The organism is Klebsiella pneumoniae (assembly GCF_000742135.1).
Classification (GTDB): Bacteria; Pseudomonadota; Gammaproteobacteria; order Enterobacterales; family Enterobacteriaceae; genus Klebsiella; species Klebsiella pneumoniae.
In genome coordinates, this window is the sequence record NZ_KN046818.1 from 956,258 (window position 1) to 975,714 (window position 19,457).

The 19,457-nt window shown below is 58.1% G+C and carries 20 protein-coding genes and 1 other RNA gene; 14 read left to right on the top strand and 7 right to left on the bottom strand.

The features are described from left to right. The first annotated feature begins 199 nt into the window (after positions 1-199). The 4 genes from hupB to DR88_RS20485 all read left to right on the top strand — a co-directional run bounded on the left by hupB (position 200) and on the right by DR88_RS20485 (position 3,591). Positions 200-472 (top strand): nucleoid-associated protein HU-beta, encoded by a 273-nt coding sequence (gene hupB / locus DR88_RS20500; protein ID WP_002444653.1) that lies wholly within the window; start codon positions 200-202, stop codon positions 470-472. 214 nt (positions 473-686) lie between these two features. Then, entirely contained in the window at positions 687-2,561 is a 1,875-nt protein-coding gene (gene ppiD / locus DR88_RS20495) for a peptidylprolyl isomerase (RefSeq protein WP_004177252.1), read from the top strand. Positions 2,562-2,709: 148 nt separating this feature from the next. Further along, positions 2,710-3,078 carry a helix-hairpin-helix domain-containing protein gene (locus DR88_RS20490; protein WP_002891859.1) on the top strand — a complete coding sequence of 123 codons (369 nt, stop codon included), beginning with the start codon at positions 2,710-2,712 and terminating at the stop codon, positions 3,076-3,078. A 111-nt stretch (positions 3,079-3,189) separates the two neighbouring features. Continuing rightward, entirely contained in the window at positions 3,190-3,591 is a 402-nt protein-coding gene (locus tag DR88_RS20485) for a YbgC/FadM family acyl-CoA thioesterase (protein WP_002891860.1), read from the top strand. 111 nt (positions 3,592-3,702) lie between these two features. Here DR88_RS20485 and queC read toward each other — a convergent pair whose 3' ends face one another. Beyond that, a complete protein-coding gene (queC, locus tag DR88_RS20480) occupies positions 3,703-4,404 on the bottom strand; it encodes a 7-cyano-7-deazaguanine synthase QueC (RefSeq protein WP_002891863.1) in 702 nt (233 codons plus the stop codon). Between the two features lie 66 nt (positions 4,405-4,470). Continuing rightward, positions 4,471-6,171, bottom strand: a complete 1,701-nt coding sequence (locus DR88_RS20475; RefSeq protein WP_004147341.1) for an SgrR family transcriptional regulator — start codon at positions 6,169-6,171, stop codon at positions 4,471-4,473. A gap of 127 nt (positions 6,172-6,298) precedes the next feature. On the opposite strand from DR88_RS20475, the gene cof reads away from it, so the two are divergent. Next, positions 6,299-7,117: an HMP-PP phosphatase gene (gene cof, locus DR88_RS20470; RefSeq protein WP_004151335.1), complete on the top strand. Its 819-nt coding sequence runs from the start codon at positions 6,299-6,301 to the stop codon at positions 7,115-7,117. A 44-nt stretch (positions 7,118-7,161) separates the two neighbouring features. Here the strand turns inward: cof and DR88_RS20465 are convergent, their stop codons facing one another. Further along, positions 7,162-8,214, bottom strand: coding sequence for a PLP-dependent cysteine synthase family protein (locus tag DR88_RS20465; protein ID WP_004147342.1), 1,053 nt, complete (start codon positions 8,212-8,214; stop codon positions 7,162-7,164). 115 nt (positions 8,215-8,329) lie between these two features. Here DR88_RS20465 and DR88_RS20460 point away from each other — a divergent pair, with 115 nt between their 5' ends. The 5 genes from DR88_RS20460 to amtB all read left to right on the top strand — a co-directional run bounded on the left by DR88_RS20460 (position 8,330) and on the right by amtB (position 14,277). Then, positions 8,330-8,788: an Lrp/AsnC family transcriptional regulator gene (locus DR88_RS20460; RefSeq protein WP_025861674.1), complete on the top strand. Its 459-nt coding sequence runs from the start codon at positions 8,330-8,332 to the stop codon at positions 8,786-8,788. 43 nt (positions 8,789-8,831) lie between these two features. Further along, positions 8,832-10,604, top strand: coding sequence for a SmdA family multidrug ABC transporter permease/ATP-binding protein (locus tag DR88_RS20455; protein ID WP_004147344.1), 1,773 nt, complete (start codon positions 8,832-8,834; stop codon positions 10,602-10,604). Continuing rightward, positions 10,597-12,375 (top strand): SmdB family multidrug efflux ABC transporter permease/ATP-binding protein, encoded by a 1,779-nt coding sequence (locus DR88_RS20450; RefSeq protein ID WP_004147345.1) that lies wholly within the window; start codon positions 10,597-10,599, stop codon positions 12,373-12,375. Before DR88_RS20455 ends, DR88_RS20450 begins: the two co-directional genes overlap by 8 nt. Before the next feature lie 243 nt (positions 12,376-12,618). Continuing rightward, positions 12,619-12,957: a P-II family nitrogen regulator gene (gene glnK / locus DR88_RS20445; protein ID WP_025861672.1), complete on the top strand. Its 339-nt coding sequence runs from the start codon at positions 12,619-12,621 to the stop codon at positions 12,955-12,957. Between the two features lie 33 nt (positions 12,958-12,990). After that, the gene (gene amtB / locus DR88_RS20440) at positions 12,991-14,277 is read left to right on the top strand and encodes an ammonium transporter AmtB (RefSeq protein ID WP_004152876.1); all 1,287 of its coding nucleotides are present in this window, start codon (positions 12,991-12,993) and stop codon (positions 14,275-14,277) included. Positions 14,278-14,331: 54 nt separating this feature from the next. Here amtB and tesB read toward each other — a convergent pair whose 3' ends face one another. Beyond that, positions 14,332-15,195 carry an acyl-CoA thioesterase II gene (gene tesB, locus DR88_RS20435; RefSeq protein WP_025861670.1) on the bottom strand — a complete coding sequence of 288 codons (864 nt, stop codon included), beginning with the start codon at positions 15,193-15,195 and terminating at the stop codon, positions 14,332-14,334. A 216-nt stretch (positions 15,196-15,411) separates the two neighbouring features. Between tesB and DR88_RS20430 the strand changes: the two genes are divergently transcribed. Then, positions 15,412-15,903: a YbaY family lipoprotein gene (locus tag DR88_RS20430; RefSeq protein WP_002891903.1), complete on the top strand. Its 492-nt coding sequence runs from the start codon at positions 15,412-15,414 to the stop codon at positions 15,901-15,903. A gap of 37 nt (positions 15,904-15,940) precedes the next feature. On the opposite strand, the gene DR88_RS20425 is transcribed toward DR88_RS20430, so the two are convergent. Next, entirely contained in the window at positions 15,941-16,252 is a 312-nt protein-coding gene (locus tag DR88_RS20425; RefSeq protein WP_004142687.1) for an MGMT family protein, read from the bottom strand. Positions 16,253-16,319: 67 nt separating this feature from the next. Further along, on the bottom strand, positions 16,320-16,727 hold the full coding sequence (locus DR88_RS20420; protein WP_004178755.1) for a dTDP-glucose pyrophosphorylase: 408 nt from the start codon (positions 16,725-16,727) through the stop codon (positions 16,320-16,322). A gap of 240 nt (positions 16,728-16,967) precedes the next feature. On the opposite strand from DR88_RS20420, the gene ffs reads away from it, so the two are divergent. The 3 genes from ffs to DR88_RS20410 all read left to right on the top strand — a co-directional run bounded on the left by ffs (position 16,968) and on the right by DR88_RS20410 (position 17,843). Further along, an RNA gene (gene ffs, locus DR88_RS27350) (signal recognition particle sRNA small type) lies at positions 16,968-17,064 on the top strand. Between the two features lie 309 nt (positions 17,065-17,373). Then, positions 17,374-17,631, top strand: coding sequence for a hypothetical protein (locus tag DR88_RS20415; RefSeq protein WP_004147352.1), 258 nt, complete (start codon positions 17,374-17,376; stop codon positions 17,629-17,631). Continuing rightward, positions 17,628-17,843, top strand: coding sequence for a hypothetical protein (locus DR88_RS20410; RefSeq protein WP_004142688.1), 216 nt, complete (start codon positions 17,628-17,630; stop codon positions 17,841-17,843). The genes DR88_RS20415 and DR88_RS20410 overlap by 4 nt, the downstream gene beginning before the upstream one ends. A gap of 134 nt (positions 17,844-17,977) precedes the next feature. Here the strand turns inward: DR88_RS20410 and yczR are convergent, their stop codons facing one another. Beyond that, positions 17,978-19,405 (bottom strand): MocR-like transcription factor YczR, encoded by a 1,428-nt coding sequence (gene yczR / locus DR88_RS20405; protein ID WP_004147355.1) that lies wholly within the window; start codon positions 19,403-19,405, stop codon positions 17,978-17,980. Positions 19,406-19,457: the final 52 nt, after the last annotated feature.

Below are 19,457 nucleotides of genomic sequence, written 5' to 3' on the forward strand. Positions count from 1 at the left end.
CAAATTGCGCTAATAAAAATAGGGCTGGTAAGTCATTTCGGACTTGCCAGCCTTTTTTTGTGTAGCTAACTTAGATCGCTGGCAGGGGGGTCATCGACAACTGCTGTTGTAAGGGCATGACAGTCCTGATATAACTGCTGCGCGGTCGCACTATGAAGGACTCAGGTGCGATATAAATTATAAAGAGAGGAAGAGAACAGTGAATAAATCTCAACTGATTGACAAAATTGCTGCGGGTGCGGACATTTCTAAAGCTGCAGCTGGACGTGCGTTAGATGCTTTAATCGCTTCTGTTACTGAATCTCTGCAGGCTGGGGATGACGTTGCGCTGGTAGGTTTTGGTACCTTTGCTGTTAAAGAACGTGCCGCCCGTACTGGTCGCAACCCGCAAACAGGTAAAGAAATTACTATCGCTGCCGCAAAAGTGCCGGGCTTCCGTGCTGGTAAAGCGCTGAAAGACGCGGTGAACTGATCGGCTTTCCCGTCAGGGAATGTGACGAAGTACAAGGGCGCATCGTGAGATGTGCCTTTTTTATTGCCTTTTCAGACCACTTTATGTGTGTTTATCGCCACTTGTGGGCTGACAATCACCCTGTTTTCTTGTCAAAATACGTCCTCACGCGCGGCGGCCATCACGTGCTATGCTGCGCGAGCTAAAGTCATCTACAGCGGAGCGTTGTTACACCATGATGGACAACCTACGCACGGCCGCCAACAGCGTCGTGCTCAAGATTATTTTCGGTATCATTATCGTCTCGTTCATTTTGACCGGGGTGAGTGGTTACCTGATTGGCGGTGGCAAAAACTATGCCGCAAAAGTGAATGGCCAGGAGATTGGCCGTGGGCAGTTTGAAAACGCCGTCGCCAGCGAACGTAACCGTATGCAGCAGCAGCTTGGCGATCAATTCTCCGAGCTGGCGGCGAACGAAAACTACATGAAAACCATGCGCCAGCAGGTGCTGAACCGCCTGATCGATGAGTCGCTTCTGGATCAGTATGCCCGCGAGCTGGGCCTCAGCATCAGCGATGAGCAGGTGAAGCAGGCGATCTTCCAGACCCAGGCGTTCCAGACGAACGGTAAGTTCGACAACCAGCGTTTCAGCGGTATTGTCGCCCAGATGGGGATGACCACCGATCAGTACGCCCAGGCGCTGCGTAACCAGCTGACCACGCAGCAGCTGATTAACGCCATTGCGGGTACCGACTTCATGCTGCCGGGCGAGTCCGATCAGCTGGCGGCGCTGGTATCTCAACAGCGGGTGGTCCGCGAAGCGACCATCAACGTAAATGCCCTGGCGGCAAAACAGACCGCCAGCGATGAGGAAATCAACGCCTTCTGGCAGCAGAATCAGGCCCGTTTTATGGCGCCGGAGCAGTTCCGCGTCAGCTACATCAAAATGGATGCCGCCAGCATGCAGGAGAGCGCCTCTGACGAAGAGATTCAGTCATGGTACGACCAGCACAAGGATCAGTTCACTCAGCCGCAGCGCAACCGCTACAGCGTGATTCAGACCAAAACTGAAGCCGATGCGAAAGCGGTACTGGCCGAGCTGCAAAAAGGAGCGGACTTCGCCACGCTGGCGAAAGAAAAATCGACCGATATTATCTCTGCCCGCAACGGCGGCGATATGGGGTGGATGGAAGATGCCTCTACCGTGCCTGAGCTCAAAGATGCCGGGCTGAAAGAGAAAGGCCAGCTGTCTGGCGTGATCAAATCCTCGGTTGGCTTCCTGGTGGCCCGTCTGGACGACGTCCAGCCGGCGCAGGTGAAGCCGCTGGCTGACGTGCGTAATGACATTGCGGCGAAAGTGAAGCAGGAAAAAGCGTTGGATGCTTACTACGCGCTGCAGCAGAAGGTGAGCGATGCGGCCAGCAACGATAATGAATCGCTGGCGAGCGCAGCGCAGGTCGCCGGGCTGAAGGTCGTAGAAACCGGCTGGTTTGGCCGCGATAACCTGCCGGAGGAGCTGAACTTTAAACCGGTCGCTGACGCTATTTTCAACGGCGGTCTGGTGGGTGAGAACGGCGCGCCGGGCAGCAACTCCGATATCATTACCGTTGACGGCGATCGCGCTTTTGTTCTGCGCATTAGCGAACACAAAGCCGAGGCGGTGAAGCCGCTTGCCGAAGTGAAGGCACAGGTTAGCGATATCGTTAAGCACAATAAAGCGGAACAGCAGGCGAAACTGGAGGCCGACAAGCTGCTGGCGGCGCTGAAAGACGGCAAAGGCGATGAAGCGATGAAGGCGGCTGGCCTGAGCTTTGGCGCGCCGCAGACGCTTTCTCGTACCGGCCAGGATCCGCTGAGCCAGCTGGCATTTACCCTGCCGCTGCCGCAGCAGGGTAAACCGGTCTACGGCGTGGGCAGCAATATGCAAGGCGATGTGGTGCTGGTAGCGCTGGATGAGGTGAAAGCCGGCAGCATGCCGGAAGAGCAGAAGAAGGCCATGGTTCAGGGGATCACCCAGAACAATGCCCAAATCGCTTTCGAAGCGCTGATGAGCAACCTGCGCAAGGCGGCGAAAATTAAGCTCGGCGACAGCATCGACCAGCAGCAGTAATTTCGCGTCGTCTCGCAAAAATGAGCAACACGATGTAATCCTCAAGGGCCGCTTTCGCGGCCCTTTCCATTTCTGTGATTTGCCTTTTGTCGACCATCCGCACTGACGCTATCGTGACCTTGCTGTCTACACACAAGGAGATATCAGCATGAAATATGGAATAAAAGCACTGATGGCCGCGGGCGTTCTGGTTTTTGCGGTAGGGGTACAGGGGGCGCTGGCGGCACCCGCCAGCGGCAAAGCGGCGGTGAATAAAGAAAATGTGCAGGCGTCCTCTTCGGCGAAGGCGGAAGCGGTGCCCGGCGAGTCTGACATCGGGGCGACAAAGGTCAGCATTAACCGCGCCAGCGCCGAACAGCTGGCGCAGGCGTTGAATGGCGTAGGATTGAAAAAAGCCCAGGCTATTGTCAGCTACCGCGAAGAGTACGGGCCGTTCAAAACCCTCGATGATCTGAAGCAGGTCCCGGGAATGGGGAGCGCGTTGGTGGAGCGCAATTTAGCCCATCTGACGCTGTAAATTTTATGCCAGACCTTGCACAGCGGTGATTTTTTGCCAGGATAAAGAGGTTGCATCAAGTGGTGTGACCTCTTACCTCATAAACAACAATAACAGAAAGGCATTAATGCTATGCAGACACAAATTAAAGTTCGCGGCTATCATCTGGACGTCTACCAGCATGTGAACAACGCTCGCTACCTGGAGTTCCTTGAGGAAGCCCGCTGGGACGGCCTGGAAAACAGCCCAGCGTTTCAGTGGATGATGGAGAAAAACATCGCCTTCGTGGTGGTGAATATCAATATTAACTATCGTCGTCCGGCGGTACTGGGCGATGTGCTGACGGTGAGCAGCAAACTGGAGCAACTCAACGGCAAAAGCGGCACCCTAAGCCAGGTGGTCACCCTCAACCCCAATGGCGAAGTAGTGGCCGATGCGCTGATTACCTTCGTTTGTATCGATTTGAAAACCCAGAAGGCGCTGCCGCTGGAAGGGGAATTGCGTGCGAAACTTGACCAGATGAACCTGCGCTGACAACCGTCGTGCGAGTGGCGGGCCCACGGCAGGTGATGAACCCGTAGCCCCGCTAAGCATCGCGCCACCGGGGAATTTGAGTCAAAGCTCCGGTAAATCGATCCCCGGAGATTATGCCTGCGCCAGTCCGGTTTTTTGCTGCATAACCGCCATTACCCCGACCTTGTCCGCCAGATACTGGTTGAGTCCGTTTGCGCGCAGGTTACAGGCGGCGCACTGGCCGCAGCCATCGCCCTTAATGCCGTTGTAGCAGGTGAGGGTTTCCCGGCGCACCAGATCCAGCTGACCCCAGTAGTCGGCGAGCGCCCAGGTCTCGGCCTTATTCAGCCACATCAGCGGCGTCTCAAAGCGAATGTCTTTCGCCATCCCCAGGCTGACGGCGTGGTGCAGCGCTTTGACAAACTCATCGCGGCAGTCCGGGTAGCCAGAGAAGTCGGTCTCGCACACGCCGGTGATGATGGCTTCGGCTTTTACCTGATAGGCGTAGATTGCCGTCAGGGTTAAAAACAGAATATTACGCCCGGGGACAAAGGTGTTGGGAATGCCCTCGGCATCAGGCTGATAGTCCGGTACCGGAATGTTATCGCGGGTCAGGCTGCTGACTGCCAGTTCGTTGAGCAGAGTGACGTCCAGCACTTTATGCGCGACGGCGCCCAGTTTCAGGGCGAGTTCGCGCGCAACGTCGATTTCCGCGCGGTGGCGTTGGCCATAATCAAAAGTGACGCAATGCACTTCATCATACTGTTGCAGAGCCTGCACCAGACAGGTGGTTGAATCTTGTCCTCCGCTGAAGACAACTACGGCGCGTTTCATGGCAATTCCTGACTAAATGAATAAAGGCGATATGGTAGCGCCAGACGCCCTCCATCACCAGCTCTCTCACGTCGACGAGGCCGGCAGCCAGGCGCTGGCGAAGTCGAACCAGCCCCGGGCGTTGAGGCGCAGACCATTGACCCCCGGTGGCGCGCTGATCCGATAGTTATACTTGAACAGCGGCGTCATGATGGCGTCTTCCATCAGGCTGTTAAATACGTTGTGCAGCGCATCGTTGCGGCTGCGAGCGTCGGGCTGAGACTGCACCGCGTCTAATGTCGCCTGCAGATGAGCATATTGCGCCCCGGTCAGCAAATTAGGCCACAGCATATCGCAGCGCAGCCACTGTTCCAGGGCGTACTCCGGCGCTTCGCCGATCAGACGGTCGCCCATCATCAGGTCGGCCTGACCCAGATGCTGGCAGCCTTCCCAGTTTTTAGCGTCGTGAAACATGAGCGTCAGCTCGCAGCCCAGCAGAGCCAGACGTTGCCTCAGCTGTTCGGCCATCGCATGTAGCTCGACCGGCAGATGATAGAGCAGGGTGAGCCTGGCCGGCAGCGGTACCGCGTTGTTTGCCGGTCCCTGCGGGATGGACCATCCCGGCAGCACCTCATGGCTTGGCGTAATCAGATCCTCCTCCAGCGGCAGCGTATCCAGTAGCGACGAGTGATGGATTATCGACACCAGCCGCTGGGCCTGCGCTTTGCTAAGCCGAGGGCTGTGGCGCAGGGTCAAATAGCAGAAGCCAAGGCTGATACGGTTGCTGACCTGACGCAGATTATGCAGCTCTTCGCGATCGCCGATGGTGATCTGCACCGGATGGCGGCAGCTGGTGCCGAGATCGCGGTCAAAGAGCTGAGGAGTGATCCAGTACTCCACCGCCTGGATCAGCGGATGCTGCAGGTGGTAGCGGGGATGGTTTTCCAGGCGGACGAGTTCCGGACTAAACCGCTTCAGGCGGAACGGTCCGCAGCCAATGGCCGGATCGTCGGGATGCGCCAGCACGCTGCAGTAGCTGGCGAGGCGGAACGGCAGCCAGTAGTCAGGGCGATGCAGGGTTATTGTTAAACACTGGGCATGGGTGACATCGATACGGCTGATGCTGGCGAAGAGGGTCCGCAAGGCGGGCAGCTCAAGCAGCAGCAGTAACCGCTGTCGCAACTGCGCGGTTTCCACCGTATCGCCATTGTGCCAGCACAGCGTGGAGCGGATATAAAAATGCCAGCGCAGGCCGTCCGGGGAGACCTGCCAGTGGTGCGCCAGATCGCCGATCGGCATATTGTCGCCTTCGTCGAAGCGCGTCAGCCCGGCATAGATTTGTCCGGCCAGATGCTGCTCGGCGCGGCCGGGGAGAAAGCCGGGACGCAGCGGCTCCAGCGGGCGATAGTAAGGAATACGCAGCGTGGGGGTATTGTTTTGCCACTGACCGCCGAGGAAGGGATGGAGCAGGGCTTTCAGCTCCACCGGGGCAAGCTGCGCCAGCTCCAGCGCGGTTTGTTGCTGACCGTTGTTCAGCGCCTGCTCCATCATCTCGTTGCGCAGACTTTCCGGGGTTTTGTGAAATAAGAGCTGTCCGCGTTTGCCGCGCCCGGAGTTGGCCTGCCAGCTTAGCCACCCGGCCTCCTGCGCCTGACGCAGCAGAGTACGGACGTGGCGCTCGCTGCAAAAACAGCGCTCCGCCAGTTCGCCGACGGTGACCTGCTGCGGCGCCCCGGCTGAGGGTTGCCATAGGCGCTGGTACTGATTTAAACGGTGTAAGAGTCGCATGGGGGCCGTCGTCCACCGGGCCGCTGTAAACCCGGAACAATTAATAATATCTATTCACTATTACTTCCGTATATCCCAGGTGATACTGCAACACAAGCGAAGCCCATCACACATCGGGGAATATACCATGGCAAAACTGGCGGCATTTGATATGGACGGCACCCTGCTGATGCCGGACCATCGTCTTGGAGAAAAGACGCTTTCCGCGCTGAAACGGCTGCGTGAGCGCGATATCACCTTGACCTTCGCCACCGGCCGCCATGTGCTGGAGATGCACCATGTGATTGGCGAATTTTCCCTTGATGCATTTCTGATCACCGGCAACGGGACGCGCATCCATTCGCTGGAAGGGGAGGAGCTTTATCGCCAGGATCTCGCTCCCGAGGCGGCGGAAGCGGTGCTGCACGGCAAATGGGATACCCAGGCCAGCATGCACGTCTTTAACGATGGCGGCTGGTTCACCGGCCAGGCAAGGCCTGAATTGTTGCAAGCGCATGTATTCAGCGGCTTTCACTATCAACTGTGCGATCTGAAGCGTATGTCGGCGCAGCATGTCACCAAGATCTGTTTCTGCGGCGATCATGACGATTTGCGCCGTCTGCGGATCCAGCTGAATGAGACGCTGGGCGATCGCGCATTTCTCTGCTTCTCGGCAATGGACTGTCTGGAGGTGCTGCCGGTTGGCTGCAATAAAGGCGCGGCGCTGGCGGTGCTCAGCCAGCATTTAGGCTTCACCCTGCAGGAGTGCATGGCCTTCGGCGATGCGATGAACGACCGCGAGATGCTGGGCAGCGTTGGGCGGGGGTTCATCATGGGCAACGCGATGCCGCAGCTGAAAGCCGAGCTGCCGCATCTGCCGGTAATTGGCGACTGCCGGAATCAGGCAGTCTCCCATTTTTTAACTCATTGGCTGGATAATCCTGATCTTCCTTATTCCCCCGAATAGAGAGACCCTTCCAGCAAGCCAGATAGGCTTCTATCTGGCTTTTTTTATCGCCTTTCGACCAGACCGGCGATCTCCGCCTGCCAGGGCGCAATATCGCCGATATTGTCCGCCACCCACTGCGGGTTGTAATAGCTTTCCAGGTAACGCTCGCCGCTGTCGCACAGGAGTGTCACTATCGAGCCGGTGCGACCTTCCTCGCGCATCCGCGTGGCCAGCTGCAATACGCCCCACATATTGGTGCCGGTCGAGGCGCCGACCTTGCGCCCAAGCTGCGTTTCCAGCCACAGGGCGGTGGCTACGCTCGCCGCATCCGGCACGCGCAGCATCTCATCGACAACGTCGGGAATAAACGACGGCTCGACGCGCGGCCGTCCGATGCCTTCAATTTTGCTGCCGACCGGGCTGCGCAGGCTGGCGTCGCGGGTCTGCCAGTAATCGAGGAACACCGAATTCTGCGGATCAACGACCATCAGCTGCGTCTCGTAGCCCTGGCTGCGAATATAGCGGCCAATGGTCGCTGAGGTGCCGCCGGTGCCGGCGCTCATGACGATCCATGACGGCTGCGGGTGCGGCTCATGGCTCATCTGGCGGAAAATACTGTCGGCGATATTGTTGTTGCCGCGCCAGTCGGTGGCCCGCTCGGCGAAGGTAAACTGATCCATATAATGGCCGTTCAGCTCGCGGGCCAGCGTTTCGGAAGCCGCGTAGATTTCGCCGGCGCTCTGCACAAAATGGCAGCGTCCGCCGTAGAACTCGATCTGTTCGATTTTGCGCTTGGCGGTGCAGGAAGGCATCACAGCGATAAACGGCAGCCCCAGCAGGCGGGCGAAATAGGCCTCCGAAACGGCGGTTGACCCTGAGGAGGACTCTATAATTGGCGTGCCTTCTTTGATCCAGCCGTTGCACAAGCCATAGAGAAACAGCGACCGCGCCAGGCGATGCTTCAGGCTGCCGGTGGGGTGGGTGCTTTCATCTTTCAGATACAGGTGGATGCCCGGAAAAGCGGGCAGCGGCAGACGGATCAGGTGCGTGTCGGCGGAGCGCTGATAGTCAGCGTTGATTTCGCTAATGGCATGTTTAACCCAGGCGCTATTCATCGTGATTTCCTGTTTGTCATTTTGTGCCTAGCTTAGCGGAAAGCGCAGGAAAAATTGTTGCCATTTAACCTGTGGATTACCATTATGAGAGCAAAATTTTCTCTTAGGATTCCCAATGCTAGATAAAATTGACCGTAAGCTGCTGGCGCTACTGCAGGAAGATTGCACCCTCTCTTTGCAGGCGCTGGCCGATGCCGTTAATCTGACCACCACGCCCTGCTGGAAACGCCTGAAACGGCTCGAAGACGAGGGCATTCTCCGCGGGCGCGTCGCCCTGTTGGACGCGGAAAAGGTGGGGCTTGGGCTGACGGCGTTCGTCCTGATCAAGACTCAGCATCATAGCAGCGAATGGTACTGTCAGTTCGTGAGCGAAGTGACGCAGATGGCGGAAGTGCTCGGCTTCTGGCGGATGGCGGGGGAGTATGACTACCTGCTACGGGTGCAGGTGGCTGATATGAAACGCTATGACGACTTTTATAAACGTTTAGTGAACAGTGTGCCCGGTTTGTCGGATGTCACTTCGAGTTTTGCCATGGAACAGATAAAATATACCACCGCCTTGCCTGTCGAATAACGGTATTGCGCCGTAACCCATTACAAAATCAGGATTTTATTGCTTGCGATTATTTGCTCAACTCAGCTGGTACTTCCGCCGGGAGTGGCGCCGCTATCTTGGCGCAATTGCCCTGCTGGTCATTATTGCCGTCCTGCAGCTTATTCCACCGAAGGTGGTGGGCATTGTGGTCGACGGCGTGACGCAACAGCATTACACCGCGGAGAAGGTGTGGATGTGGATCGGCGCGCTGGTGCTGATCGCGGTGATGGTCTACCTGCTGCGCTATGTCTGGCGCGTGCTGTTGTTCGGCGCTTCTTACCAGTTGGCGGTTGAGCTGCGGGAAGATTTTTACCGGCAACTGAGCCGCCAGCATCCGGCGTTCTATTTGCGCCATCGCACCGGGGATCTTATCGCCCGCGCCACCAATGACGTGGACCGGGTGGTGTTTGCCGCTGGCGAAGGAGTATTAACCCTCGTGGATTCCCTGGTGATGGGCTGTGCGGTATTGATTGTAATGTCGACGCAGATTAGCTGGCAGCTTACTCTGCTGGCGCTGCTGCCGATGCCGCTGATGGCCCTGGCGATCAAACGCAACGGCGATGCGCTTCACGAACGTTTTCGCGTTGCTCAGGCGGCCTTTTCCAGCCTCAACGATCGCACGCAGGAGAGCCTGACCAGCATCCGCATGATTAAGGCGTTTGGGCTGGAGGATCGCCAGTCGGCGCAGTTTGCTGCCGATGCTGCCGATACCGGCGCGAAAAACATGCGCGTGGCACGCATTGACGCCCGCTTCGACCCCACCATCTATATCGCCATCGGGGCCGCTAACCTGCTGGCCATCGGCGGCGGCAGCTGGATGGTGATCCACGGCAGCCTGACCCTGGGCCAGCTGACCAGCTTCGTGATGTATCTTGGCCTGATGATCTGGCCGATGCTGGCGCTGGCGTGGATGTTTAACATCGTGGAGCGCGGTAGCGCGGCCTATGGTCGTATCCGCACGATGCTTGAAGAGGCGCCGGCGGTGGATGACGGGACCGAGGCGGTGCCGGCAGGCCGCGGCGTCCTGCAGGTTGCTATCCGCGATTTCATCTATCCGCAGGCGAGCAAACCTTCGCTGGAGCAGGTAAATTTTACTCTCCAGCCGGGGCAAATGCTGGGCATCTGCGGGCCGACGGGCGCCGGCAAAAGCACCATTCTGGCGCTGCTGCAGCGCCATTTTGACGTCACTCACGGCGAGATCCGCTTTCACGATCTGCCGCTGCCGATTCTGCAGCTCGACAGCTGGCGCGCCCGGTTGGCGGTGGTCAATCAGACGCCATTTTTATTCTCCGATACCGTCGCCAATAATATCGCGCTGGGAAAACCGGACGCGACGCAGGCGCAGATTGAGCGGGTTGCTCAACTGGCCAGCGTGCATGACGACATTCTGCGTCTGCCTCAGGGCTACGAGACCGAAGTGGGCGAGCGCGGCGTGATGCTCTCCGGCGGCCAGAAACAGCGCATCTCTATTGCTCGCGCCCTGCTGCTGGAGGCCGAAATTTTGATCCTCGACGATGCCTTATCGGCGGTGGATGGCCGCACCGAGCACCAGATCCTGCATAACCTGCGCCAGTGGGGGGAGGGGCGGACGGTCATTATCAGCGCCCACCGCCTGTCGGCGCTCACCGAGGCCAGTGAAATTTTGGTACTGCAGCATGGGCATATTGCCCAGCGAGGCCGCCACGAGGCGCTGGCCGTGCAGCCCGGCTGGTACCGCGACATGTATCGATATCAGCAGCTGGAGGCCGCGCTCGACGAGGTTCCGCAGACGCAAGAGGAGGCCCTGGATGCGTAGCTTTACCGAACTCTGGCCGACGCTTAAACGCCTGCTGGCCTATGGTTCACCGTGGCGCAAGCCGTTGGCCATCGCGGTGGCGATGATGTGGATTGCGGCGGCGGCGGAAGTGAGCGGCCCGCTGCTTATCAGCTATTTCATCGACAACATGGTGGCGAAACATACGCTGCCGCTGAAGCTGGTGGCCGGCCTGGCGGTAGCCTATATCGGCCTGCAGCTGCTGGCGGCGCTCCTGCACTATAACCAGTCGCTGCTGTTTAACCGCGCCGCGGTCGGCGTCGTCCAGCAGTTGCGCAGCGACGTGATGGATGCCGCCCTGCATCAGCCGCTCAGCGAGTTTGATACCCAGCCGGTTGGGCAGCTTATCTCACGGGTAACCAACGATACGGAAGTCATTCGCGATCTGTACGTGACGGTGGTGGCTACGGTACTGCGCAGCGCCGCGCTGATCGGCGCGATGCTGGTGGCGATGTTTAGCCTCGACTGGCGGATGGCGCTGGTGGCGATCGCGATTTTCCCGGCGGTGCTGATCGTGATGATTATCTATCAGCGCTATAGCACGCCGATCGTGCGGCGGGTGCGCGCCTGGCTTGCCGACATCAACGATGGCTTCAACGAAGTGATCAACGGCATGGGCGTCATCCAGCAGTTCCGCCAGCAGGCGCGCTTTGGCGAACGGATGCGCGAGGCCAGCTATGCCCACTATCTGGCGCGGATGCAGACGCTGCGCCTGGACGGTTTTCTGCTGCGCCCGCTGCTGAGCCTTTTTTCCTCGCTGGTGCTGTGCGGGCTGCTGATGCTGTTCGGCTTTAGCGCGGTGGGCACGATCGAGGTTGGGGTCCTGTACGCGTTTATCAGCTATCTTGGACGCCTTAACGAGCCGCTTATCGAGCTGACCACCCAGCAGTCGATGCTGCAGCAGGCGGTGGTCGCCGGCGAGCGCGTTTTCGAGCTGATGGATCGCCCGCGCCAGGCGTGGGGTAGGGATGACGCGCCGCTGAGCAGCGGTCGGGTGGAAATTGACCATCTCTCCTTTGCTTACCGGGGGGACCGTCTGGTTCTCCAGGATATCACGCTGGATATTCCCTCCCGCAGCTTCGTGGCGTTGGTCGGACATACCGGCAGCGGAAAAAGTACCCTCGCCAGTCTGATGATGGGCTATTACCCGTTAACCCACGGCGAGATCCGCATCGATGGTCGACCGCTCGCATCCCTCAGCCACAGCGCGTTGCGTCGGGGCATCGCGATGGTGCAACAGGATCCCGTAGTGCTGGCGGATACCTTCTACGCCAACGTCGCGCTGGGTCGGGACATCAGTGAGGCGCAGGTTTGGGAAGCGCTGGAGGCGGTGCAGCTGGCGGCGGTGGCGCGCAGCATGAGCGATGGGCTATACACCCAACTGGGCGAGCAGGGCAATAATCTCTCCGTCGGGCAGAAGCAGCTGCTGGCGCTGGCGCGCGTGCTGGTGGACACCCCGCAGGTACTGATTTTGGATGAGGCGACGGCAAACATCGACTCCGGTACCGAGCAGGCGATCCAGCAGGCGCTGGCGAAGGTCCGCCAGCATACCACCCTCGTGGTTATTGCCCATCGGCTGTCGACCATTGTGGAGGCCGATACCATCCTGGTTCTGCATCGAGGTCAGGCTGTCGAGCGGGGCACCCATCAGCAGCTGCTGGCGGCGAAAGGCCGCTACTGGCAGATGTATCAGCTGCAGCTGGCCGGCGAAGAGCTGGCGGCCAGCGCCAGAGAGGAGTCGCTCAGCGCCTGATGCACCACCAGCAGGCAGGGAACGCTGGGCGGCCTGCCATGGTGCAAAAACGTTACATCAAATGCACCGTTGTGGTGCATTTTTGCGCGCCAGGCGCCGTTGCGCAGGATATTGCCTGACCTGTCCCCTGTTTTTTGCCATCAAAGGGCCGCTTTGCGGCCTTTTTTCATTTCTGGCATAGCCCTTGCTTTATATCCATCGTGTTAGCTGCGGCCATTACCGAATACTGACTGGAGGGGACTTATGAAGCTGGTTACCGTGGTAATCAAACCATTCAAACTGGAAGACGTGCGTGAAGCTTTGTCTTCCATCGGCATTCAGGGCCTGACGGTCACTGAAGTCAAAGGATTTGGCCGTCAGAAAGGTCACGCGGAGCTCTACCGCGGCGCCGAGTATAGCGTCAACTTTCTGCCAAAAGTGAAGATTGATGTGGCGATTGCCGACGATCAGCTGGATGAAGTCATCGATATCATCAGCAAAGCGGCTTACACCGGAAAAATTGGCGACGGCAAAATTTTCGTCGCTGAATTGCAGCGCGTCATTCGCATCCGTACCGGCGAAGCTGACGAAGCGGCACTGTAATTTCCAGACCACACAGTGATGGGGAACGAAACAATGAAAATGGCAACAATGAAATCGGGTCTGGGGGCATTAGCCCTTCTGCCGGGGCTGGCGATGGCCGCGCCTGCGGTGGCGGACAAAGCCGATAACGCGTTTATGATGATTTGCACCGCACTGGTTCTGTTTATGACTATCCCGGGGATTGCGCTGTTTTACGGCGGCCTGATCCGCGGTAAGAACGTTCTGTCCATGCTGACTCAGGTGATTGTCACCTTTGGCCTGGTCTGCGTATTGTGGGTGATTTATGGCTATACCCTGGCCTTCGGCACTGGCGGCAGCTTCTTCGGCAGCTTTGACTGGGTGATGCTGAAAAATATTGAGCTGAAAGCGCTGATGGGCACCTTCTATCAGTATATCCACGTGGCCTTCCAGGGCTCGTTCGCCTGCATCACCGTCGGGCTGATTGTCGGGGCGCTGGCGGAACGTATTCGTTTCTCCGCGGTACTGATCTTCGTGGTGGTGTGGATGACACTCTCCTACGTGCCGATTGCGCATATGGTTTGGGGCGGCGGTCTGCTGGCGACCCATGGCGCGCTGGACTTCGCCGGCGGCACCGTTGTGCACATCAACGCCGCGGTCGCCGGGCTGGTGGGCGCCTATATGATGGGCAAACGCGTGGGCTTCGGCAAAGAAGCGTTCAAACCGCATAACCTGCCGATGGTGTTCACTGGCACCGCTATCCTCTACGTGGGCTGGTTCGGCTTCAACGCCGGCTCTGCCAGCGCAGCGAATGAAATTGCGGCCCTGGCGTTCGTTAACACCGTCGTGGCGACCGCTGCGGCTATCCTGGCGTGGACCTTTGGCGAATGGGCTCTGCGCGGCAAACCTTCACTGCTGGGCGCCTGCTCCGGGGCAATTGCCGGTCTGGTTGGCGTTACGCCGGCGTGTGGTTATATCGGTGTCGGCGGGGCGCTGATCGTCGGTATCGCCTCTGGCCTGGCGGGTATCTGGGGCGTGACTGCGCTGAAACGCTGGCTGCGTGTGGATGATCCTTGCGACGTCTTCGGCGTTCACGGCGTCTGCGGCATCGTCGGCTGTATCCTGACTGGTATCTTCGCGGCGACTTCTCTGGGCGGCGTCGGTTATGCGGAAGGCGTCACCATGGGCCATCAGCTGCTGGTGCAACTGGAAAGTATCGCCATCACCGTGGTCTGGTCCGGCGTTGTGGCGTTCATCGGCTACAAGGTGGCGGATATGACCGTCGGGCTGCGCGTGCCGGAAGAGCAGGAGCGCGAAGGGCTGGACGTCAACAGCCATGGCGAAAACGCCTATAACGCCTGATAAAAAAGCCATTCTCTCCTGATAGCGAAAAGCCTCCCGTCCGGGAGGCTTTTTTTATGCGTTGCGGTTGCGCATCACCCCTTCCTGAACCGTTGAGGCAACCAGCGTGCCATCCTGGGTGTAGAATTCGCCGCGAACGAAGCCGCGGGCGCTGGAGGCCGAGGTGCTTTCGACGCTATAAAGCAGCCATTCATTAATATTAAACGGCCGGTGGAACCACATAGAGTGGTCGATGGTGGCGACCTGCATGCCGGGCTCAAGGAAACCAACGCCGTGCGGCTGCAGCGCCACCGGCAGGAAGTTAAAGTCTGAAGCATAGCCCAGCAGATACTGATGAATACGCAGATCGTCAGGGACGGCGCCGTTGGCGCGCAGCCAGACCTGGCGCACCGGTTCGGCGATATGGCCTTTCATTGGGTTATGAAACTCCACCGGACGGATCTCCAGCGGTTTATCGCAGAGGAATTTGTCTTTCACCTGCGGCGGCAGGAGATGCGCCAGCTTGCGAGCGATATCGGTTTCCGAAGGCAGGCCGTCAGGGGAGGGGGCGGCCGGCATTGCTTTCCGATGCTCATAGCCATTCTCTGGCGCCTGGAAGGAGGCGGTCATATAGAAAATCGGCTTCCCGTTCTGGATGGCGGCGACCCGACGGGCGCTGAAGCTGTTGCCGTCGCGCAGCACCTCCACATCGTAAACGATCGGCTTCTGGCTATCGCCGGGGCGAAGAAAGTAGCTGTGAAACGAATGAACCAGACGCTCAACGGGCACGGTCTCTTTTGCCGCATACAGCGCCTGACCCACTACCTGGCCGCCAAAAACCTGACGTAACCCCAGGTCTTCGCTCTGCCCGCGAAACAACCCTTCCTCAATTTTTTCCAGATCTAATAATGCCAGCAGGTTAGAGAGTGCCTGACTCATACTTATCCTCAATTAACAATAGCGGCGCAGCGCGCGTAATGTGGCCAAGTATAACCTGGAATCGCAAGTGGTCCGATGGGTGTAATAATCTGAATAACGACCAGTTAACAGGAACAAATCTGAGATCTGTGCCACACTTATTGACGACACGAAAGTTCCTGCCGGCGAAGCGGCGGAACATCCTCCTGGGTATTAAGGGATGATAAGGAGAACATCATGAAATTTGCCTATATGTTTAGTGCCTTAGCCGTCGCCGCGACGCTGACCGCCTGTGCTAATCACCACTCGAACAATTCTTCGACGCAGGCGGCCGCGCCCGACCCTTACGGTATCGCGACGCTGAGCGTGGCGCAGCAGCAGCCGAGCGTCACGGGGACGATTAATATCCGCCAGAGAATCGCTTTACCGCCGGATGCGGTACTGACGGTGACCCTGTCGGATGCTTCTCTGGCAGATGCGCCAGCCCGCGTATTGTCGCAAAAAGCGGTGCGTACCGAAGGCAAACAGGCGCCATTTAACTTTGCGCTGCCTTACAACCCGGCAGATATTCAACCGAACGCTCGCATTCTGCTAAGCGCGGCGATCACGGTTAACGGCCAGTTGATGTTTATTACCGATACCGTGCAGACGGTAATAAACCAGGGCGGCACTCATGCCGACCTGACGCTGGTTCCGGTCCAGCAGACCGCCGTTCCTGTCGCCCAGTAAGCTCGCTACGCCCCCGGATGGGGGCTTTTTTTTGCCTTCAATAAACCCAGCGATAATGCTGGAGATCGATATGGCCGCTGCCGGAGACCTGCACACCCTCGGCCAGCAGCGCCTGACGCTGCCGCTGTAGATCGGGGCCGGTGAGGGAGATATCGCCATGGCGATTGACCACCCGATGCCATGGCAGGGTGGACCCTTCCGGCAGGCGCTTCAATACGCCGCCCACCTGGCGCGCCGCGCGCGGTGAACCAGCCAGCCGGGCGACCTCGCCGTAGGTCGTGACATACCCTTCTGGTATCGACGCCACGATGTGCCAGACGCGTTGGGGAAATGTGTCGTGCGGAGCCATTTTCTGTCCTGTTACCGGCAAAACGTCAGCATAAGCGCTAAGCCAGGAGCTGTACAGCCGGCCTGGGTCAGGCGGCCTGTTCGACGGTGAACGTCAGAGCGAGGCCGAGGATCTGCATGCCATGGACATTGTCGGAGGCTGAGCTGGCGATGAGACTCTCAAGAAATTTCAACCGCTGCGAAGTGGCGTTGATGATCAGCCTCGCGCGCAGGCCCGGCATGGTTAACGACGAGATAGGGTACACCACCCGACCGCTGATATAGACCGGCAGCTTGCGTAGCTCCACCTGGCGCAGCACGCCGACGGTGGAATAGAGCAGCGCCAGCGGCGTAACCGCCCGCACCGGCGCGGGACTGATGGTCGCGAAGTCGAGCATTTTTTCAGGACGCAGGTAGTTTACGCCCTGAAAGGCGATGGTCATCCCTTCAATAGCAGGTAAAGGCAGAGTGATGGTCTGTGGTGATGAGTCAGTCATTCGATTACCGTCGAGACAATGTACTGGTGATAAAAGAGGACGAAGAGGATAAGTATGGTGGATAACCCGGATGTGTGCTGAGCGCGGGCTCGCAATCTCACAGGCTGACCGTGAGTGGCTGGTTTTATTCGCGTTATTGCGCAATAAACCAGCAGGCGGACGGTGTGAGCTTGCAATTCACCAGGTCAGCAGGGATAATGCGCCAGCGCGTTAGGCAACTAACGCTCTCAATGGGGGCTCTGTTGGTTCTCCCGCAACGCTACTCTGTTTACCAGGTCAGGTCCGGAAGGAAGCAGCCAGAGCAGACGACGTGTGTGCCGGGATGTAGCTGGCAGGGCCCCCACCCATTTCTCCCGCCTGGTGTTTCCCTTATATTTGTCCGGTTTTTACTCCTGCAATAATTAATTTCTGATAAAGATCGCATATTAGTTTTTGTTGTTAAAACCCCCTGCTTTTATTCCATAATATTTACTTGTCATAAATCTGAAATACTACTGAAATATTAATGTCATTTGCACGTCATAAATAAAGCGCATCTTACTGATGGGAATTTGTTGCCAGGCTCATGCTGTAAAATATATCTCTGGATCAGCATGTTAACTTCGTGTATTAATTATGATGATTTTATTGCACGGGAAGCGTAGCTATGACCACAGTGGTTTTGAATGTAAAAATTGACGCAGAGCTAAAAGAAAAGTTGCGTCATTTTGCGGAAGTTAATAACGAGAACCTGGGAACGGCAACGGAAAAGCTGCTGCAGCTGGCTTTTCAGCTGGAGGAGTCAGCAGGTGAGGCGGGGGTGACGGAAGAGGACATTGACAGCCAGCATACCGAAGAGGAAGCGACGCCACTTACCCCTAAAGAAATCAAAGCATTAAGAAAACTTCTGAAGAAGAAAAAATGAAACAACAATTCTCTACAGCCAGCAACTATAGCGAAGCTTGCGATATGTTGCGCTCAGGATACGTAAAACACGTCCGCCTGAACTGGAATATCGGTAGTGATGAGTTCTTTCGCATTGCTTCCGACTGGTGTGACACCGGCGCTAAAATCAAAAAAGATGAAGATGGCTTTATTATTTCCCTGAAAGGGTTTCCTATTCCGCGCCAGCATTAATGAAATTGCCTTCTTTCTGTCATTGGGTTGCCATAACCAGAGGGCAGGATAGCCAGGCAATTTTATAAAAACATCTCATATACCTCATGGATGAAGGTCATTTGACGGGCTGAAGTCAGCCCGTCGCTATTTTCTTATATTATTTTTCGCAAACGTGTATTTTCCTTCTGTTCAGCAAGGCTTTGCCACAGCGGTTGTAGCGTGGAGAAGGCCCGGCGCAATGCTTCATCCGGCAGCGTAAACGGCAGACGTAAATAGCGATCGAACGCCCCTTCCAGCCCAAACCGCGTACCGGTGCCGATATGGATCCCCTGGCTTTCCGCACGCGCAGAGAACAGGGTGGCCAGCATGTCAGGAAGTTCCACCCAAAAAGAGAGCCCACCTTCCGGTGGCGAAAACCGCCAGCGGGGAAAATATTCCGCCATCAGCGTTTCGCACATGTCCCGGCGCGCCTTGAGCATATTCCGCCGCGGCGGCAGCAGTGTGGCGGCATTTTCCAGTAGCCAGCTGCAGGCCAGTTGCTCCAGCAGCGGCGTACCCAAATCCAGCGAATCGCGGGCCTGAATAAGCGAGGCGATGGTCCGCGCGCTGGCGCGGATCCAGCCGATACGTAGTCCCCCCCAGAAGCTTTTCCCGGCCGAACCAATGGTGAGCACCGCGGCATCGGGATTAAAGCTGGCCAGCGGCGGAGGAGGCGGCGCGTTATACCAAAGGTCGGCCATGGTCTCGTCGATTACCAGCGTTGTTCGCGTCCTGGTGGCGATGTCCGCGACCCGCTGGCGGGTGGGGGCATCCATACAGCGTCCGGTGGGGTTGTGAAAATCCGGCATCAGCCACGCCAGCCGCGGCGCAGTCTGCGCAATAGTCGCCGCCAGTCCATCGCAGTCCCATCCCTGCTGCGGAAGCGCGACCCCGACGGGGCGGCAGGAGGCGCCCTGAATGGCGCTGATGGCCATCGGATAGGTTGGAGCGTCAATAACCACCCGATCGCCCGGCCCGGTGAACAGGCGCAGGATCAGCGCGAAGGCGCTGAGGGCGCCGTTGACCACCATCACCTCATCGGGCCGCGTCGGCAGACCGCGTTCGCTGTAGCGCCGGGCAATCGCCTCCCGCAGCACCGGCAGCCCCTGCTGGTCATAGCCAGTCTGTGCGAGATAGGGCGGCAGCAGGGTCATAGCGTGCTGGAAGGCCTGATGGACCTCCGGCCCGGCGCTGAGGGCGGCGGTAGAGAGATTAAGCGTAGATGAGATACCGGCAGGCAGAGGAAGATCGGCGGGGCGTTCCGGCAAAACAATGCGTGACCCGCTCCCCTGGCGGCTGTAGAGAAAGCCCTCCTCCCGCAACTGGCCGAGGGCGCTGGCGATGGTGGTCCGGCTGACGTTCAGGGCCGCCGCCAGCTCGCGCTCGCCGGGCAGGCGCGTTTGCAGCGTCAGGCGACCATCAAGGATCAGCAGGCGGAGCGCTTCCGCCAGCTGGCGCCATAGCGGCGTGCGTGAGCTGGTCTCCTGCCAGTTGCCGAGCAGGCGTACCAGCGATTGGGTTCCAAAGCGTCGGGCTGACATAGCGATCCACTTTTCCAAAACTGGCCATTAATTATCAGTCCATTTTTGCTGA